Origin of the sequence: Moorena sp. SIO2C4, from assembly GCF_010672485.1 — a bacterium.
Lineage (GTDB): Bacteria > Cyanobacteriota > Cyanobacteriia > Cyanobacteriales > Coleofasciculaceae > Moorena > Moorena producens.
The window spans coordinates 1-3,872 of the sequence record NZ_JAAHGN010000738.1 but is presented as its reverse complement, the minus strand read 5'-3'; the positions used below and the strand labels follow the sequence as shown (position 1 = coordinate 3,872).

Genomic DNA, 3,872 nt, shown 5'->3' with positions numbered 1-3,872 from the left:
TTAGCGCTAGATAAATTCGGGTAAAGTATAGCGCTAATTTCACCTACTCCCTTAATTATCCCAAATATCCCTTAACCCTTGAAAAAATTAGCGCTAGATAAATTCGGGTAAAGTATAGCGCTAATTTCACCTACTCCCTTAATTATCCCAAATATCCCTTAACCCTTGAAAAAATTAGCGCTAGATAAATTCGGGTAAAGTATAGCGCTAATTTAAATCACTAACTTAATTATCCTAACTATCCCTTAACGCTTCAAAAGGTTAGCGCCTTAAAGCCATAAAACTAGCGCTATACTATTAACAGGATTCCATTAGCTTCTCCCTAGGAGCTACTAATGTCTAAAACTTGGTGATATCACACCTAACGCTATCATGCTTAAGCAAATTGCTGATGCCTTTGAGCACCATGATTATCAAACTGCTGCCCGATTAATTAAACAACTTCTCAAGCAAGAGCCCAATAATCCCTGGACACAGCTTTATCTAGGAAGGCTCCAGGAAGTCAGAGGTAAACAAGAAGCAGCTGAAAGAATCTATCGACAGTTACTGAAAGGAACACCTGTTCCTAAAATTATGGCCCAAGCTCGTCAGGGACTAGCACGCTTAGAAGCTACAGCAAAAGAACAGCGCCGACAAGCCTTAGCCCAAGCAACTGCTGACCCTGAAAGTAATCAATTGGGAGTTTTAGTCCTAAAGCCGATCAGCCAACAAGACAAACCAACAGCAGCTCAACACTTAGCTCGCATCCTGGGGATAGACCCCTACACCGCAAGGCTACAGCTACCTACTAGAGGCTGGCGTTTATATCGCACTGGACCTGTGGGAGAACTTAAGTATTATGGGTCGTTACTGCGAGAAGCATCAATAAAATGTTTGTGGGCAAGCTTAGCAGATATCAAAACAATTAACATCTATCAAGTTAAGTATTTTTCTGACAGTAGTGACCAGGAGACCACTGTAGTATGTCAAAACTCTCAGGGACAGTTGGGTTCCTTTAGCTTTAACTGGTCGGAAGTGACCCAACGAGTAGAAGGGCGGTTGCCTTTGTTTGAGAAGGTAGTAGACTTAGATGCGCGACGGAATTTAACTCGTAAAACCCAAACCTTAGACTATGCCCTGGTTTGTGACTTGCATTTACCACAGCGCCACAGTATTCTCAGAGTATGCGATCGCAATTATCAATTTCAGCAAGGAATTGCTCTAACCCTCAAGCCAGTTTCCAGTCAGAACAGCCTATCCCAAGACTCTCATATACACCAAAGCACTACAAGAGTCAACTGGAACAACTTGACTGATTACTTAAACCTTCGGCTGCTTGAAAAGCCAGTATGGTCTGACTTTACCACCTTTGCGCAAACTGCTATAGACTACCCAGATCTGCTAGAAAAATTGGAGTCTCATATCGACTTATTTCGCCTGGTCGAGACTCCTTGGGATCCAGCATTTCAGTTGTATAGTGGACTAGTTTTTTTGACTAATCACTAATCTAGAAACGAGGGTTCTGCATCTGAGCAGCCATGTCGAGGAACTTATTCATGCTAGGACCAGGACGCCGACGAGGCATGATCATTGGTACGTATTTGGTGGCAAAGGTGGTTTCGGGCTGCCCTTTTGCCTTGCTATTGACAACTGCTGCTGCTGAATTGATTGCCGCTACTGGTGTTGGCTCAGGAGCAGCTGCCTTTTTTTTAGCTTCTGCTTCAGCTTGTTTCTTAGCCTTTGCTTCAGCCTTAGCCTTAGCTAGTTCTTCTTTCTTGGCTTGACGAGCAGATTTGGGCTTAGAAGCTTCAGCTGTTGCTACTGCGGTCGTGGTTTCTGCTGTTGCCTGAGCTGGTGCTACTACGGTTGCGGTTTCCGCTGTTGTCTGGGCAATAGCCGGTTCTGGCTTCTGTTCTACCGCCGGTTGCTGAGGGGTGCTAGTTTCGCTTTCGTCTAGCTCCAGGTAAAAGCCCTTGGATTTATTGCGCTTAAACAAACCTACCATTTACAAAGACCTCTCTAAATTAGTTTTAATGGAAGCTATTACCTTCAGTGCGATCGCAACTGGGGCTACAAGCTTGGCCCAGGAGATTTACCAGTAATCGGCAATCAGTAAGCGGTAATCGGTAATTGTGCTGAATTCCTACTCATCACCAATACCCTCAACCATTTACTCAAAACCCGACTCTGTCCTGGCTTAAGTGGATAGCCCCACTGCTGATCTTGGGTGACTAGTCGTTTGATGAAACTTAACCAAACGTTGCATTTGTATAATAATTATGAGTGATTACTTCACTTATTGCAACAATTTAGATATTTTTGTTCATCAAACTTTACATAAAGCTCTTAATAAGTATATTTACTTAGATTTTTGGAGCTAAAGACCACCAGTTAATTTATAAAGATTTACAATTCTCTCAGAATTTTGGGGAAAGCTATGGAAATTCGACGGATTGCTGAAGTTTTGCGCAATGGTCAACCAGATCAGTCTTTGACCATCCAAGGCTGGGTACGCACAAAACGGGAATTAAAGGACTTTGCCTTTATGGAAGTCAACGATGGCTCCTCCATGGCAAATTTACAGGTAGTGCTCAATCCAGACTTGTCGGATTATGAGACTATCCTGAAACGGCTTAATACTGGCTCATCAGTAGAAGTCACTGGTATACTAGTAGAATCTCTTGGCAAGGGACAGCGAATTGAAGTAAAAGCATCCTCGGTGACAGTATATGGGGAAGCAGATGCCAATTATCCCCTACAGAAGAAACGCCACTCCTTTGAGTTTTTGCGCACCATTAGCCATTTGCGATCGCGTACCAATACCCTAGGTGCGGTGTTCCGAGTGCGGAATGCCTGTTCCAATGCCATTCATCAGTTTTTTCAAGAACGAGGTTTCTTGTGGGTTCATACCCCAATTATCACCGCTAGTGATTGTGAAGGAGCAGGGGAGTTGTTCAGTGTCACTAACCTAGACTTAAAGAACATCCCCAAAACCGATAATCAAGCAGTCGATTATACTCAGGACTTTTTTGGACGACCGACTTACCTGACCGTCAGTGGTCAATTAGAAGCAGAAATCATGGCAATGGCATTTCGGGATGTATACACCTTTGGTCCTACATTCCGAGCCGAGAATTCTAATACCTCTCGCCATCTAGCAGAATTTTGGATGGTCGAGCCTGAGATGGCATTCTGCGATTTGAAGGGGGATATGGATTTAGCAGAAGCCTTTCTCAAGCATGTATTTAAGTCAGTTTTGGAAAACTGTCCAGAAGATCTGGAATTTTTCAACAAGCGGATCGATAACAATGTTCTCGCTACTGCTGATAATATTATCAATAATCAGTTTGAGCGGATTACTTATACAGATGCGATCGCATTACTCGAAAAAACTGATCGTAAGTTTGAGTATGCGGTAAGTTGGGGTGTAGATTTGCAGTCCGAACACGAACGGTATCTAGCCGAAGAGTTGTTTAAAAAGCCCGTCATTGTCACGGATTATCCAGTAGAGATTAAAGCCTTTTATATGCGCTTAAATGACGACCAAAAGACTGTAGCAGCAATGGATGTGCTTGCGCCTAGGATTGGAGAGATTATCGGTGGTGCTCAGCGGGAAGAACGGCTGGATATATTAGAGAAGCGAATTCAGAATCAGGGGATGAATCCAGAAGATTTATGGTGGTATTTGGATCTGCGACGTTATGGTACAGTGCCCCATGCTGGATTTGGTTTGGGATTTGAGCGATTGGTGCAATTTATGACTGGTATGGGGAATATTCGGGATGTAATTCCGTTTCCCAGAACTCCTTTAAGTGCAGAGTTCTAAAAAATAAAACTATCGTTGGCTATGCCCACAGCCATTGATGGAAATATGGGTAGTGCTAAAGATTAGA

At 43.3% G+C, this 3,872-nt stretch carries 3 protein-coding genes; 2 read left to right on the top strand and 1 reads right to left on the bottom strand.

Annotated features, from left to right (window positions below; all coding sequences use genetic code 11):
- Positions 1-372 precede the first annotated feature (372 nt).
- Positions 373-1,485 (top strand): tetratricopeptide repeat protein, encoded by a 1,113-nt coding sequence (locus F6K20_RS28165; RefSeq protein ID WP_008182161.1) that lies wholly within the window; start codon positions 373-375, stop codon positions 1,483-1,485.
- A gap of 1 nt (position 1,486) precedes the next feature.
- On the opposite strand, the gene F6K20_RS28160 is transcribed toward F6K20_RS28165, so the two are convergent.
- Positions 1,487-1,984 carry a hypothetical protein gene (locus F6K20_RS28160; protein ID WP_008182159.1) on the bottom strand — a complete coding sequence of 166 codons (498 nt, stop codon included), beginning with the start codon at positions 1,982-1,984 and terminating at the stop codon, positions 1,487-1,489.
- Between the two features lie 432 nt (positions 1,985-2,416).
- Here F6K20_RS28160 and asnS point away from each other — a divergent pair, with 432 nt between their 5' ends.
- Positions 2,417-3,805 (top strand): asparagine--tRNA ligase, encoded by a 1,389-nt coding sequence (asnS, locus tag F6K20_RS28155; RefSeq protein WP_008182157.1) that lies wholly within the window; start codon positions 2,417-2,419, stop codon positions 3,803-3,805.
- Positions 3,806-3,872 lie beyond the last annotated feature (67 nt).

What these genes read in the sequence shown, in the direction of transcription:
- F6K20_RS28160 (WP_008182159.1), bottom strand. Translation starts at nt 1,984, where the DNA reads ATGGTAGGTTTGTTTAAGCGCAATAAATCCAAGGGCTTTTACCTGGAG.
- asnS (WP_008182157.1), top strand. Translation starts at nt 2,417, where the DNA reads ATGGAAATTCGACGGATTGCTGAAGTTTTGCGCAATGGTCAACCAGAT.
- F6K20_RS28165 (WP_008182161.1), top strand. Translation starts at nt 373, where the DNA reads ATGCTTAAGCAAATTGCTGATGCCTTTGAGCACCATGATTATCAAACT.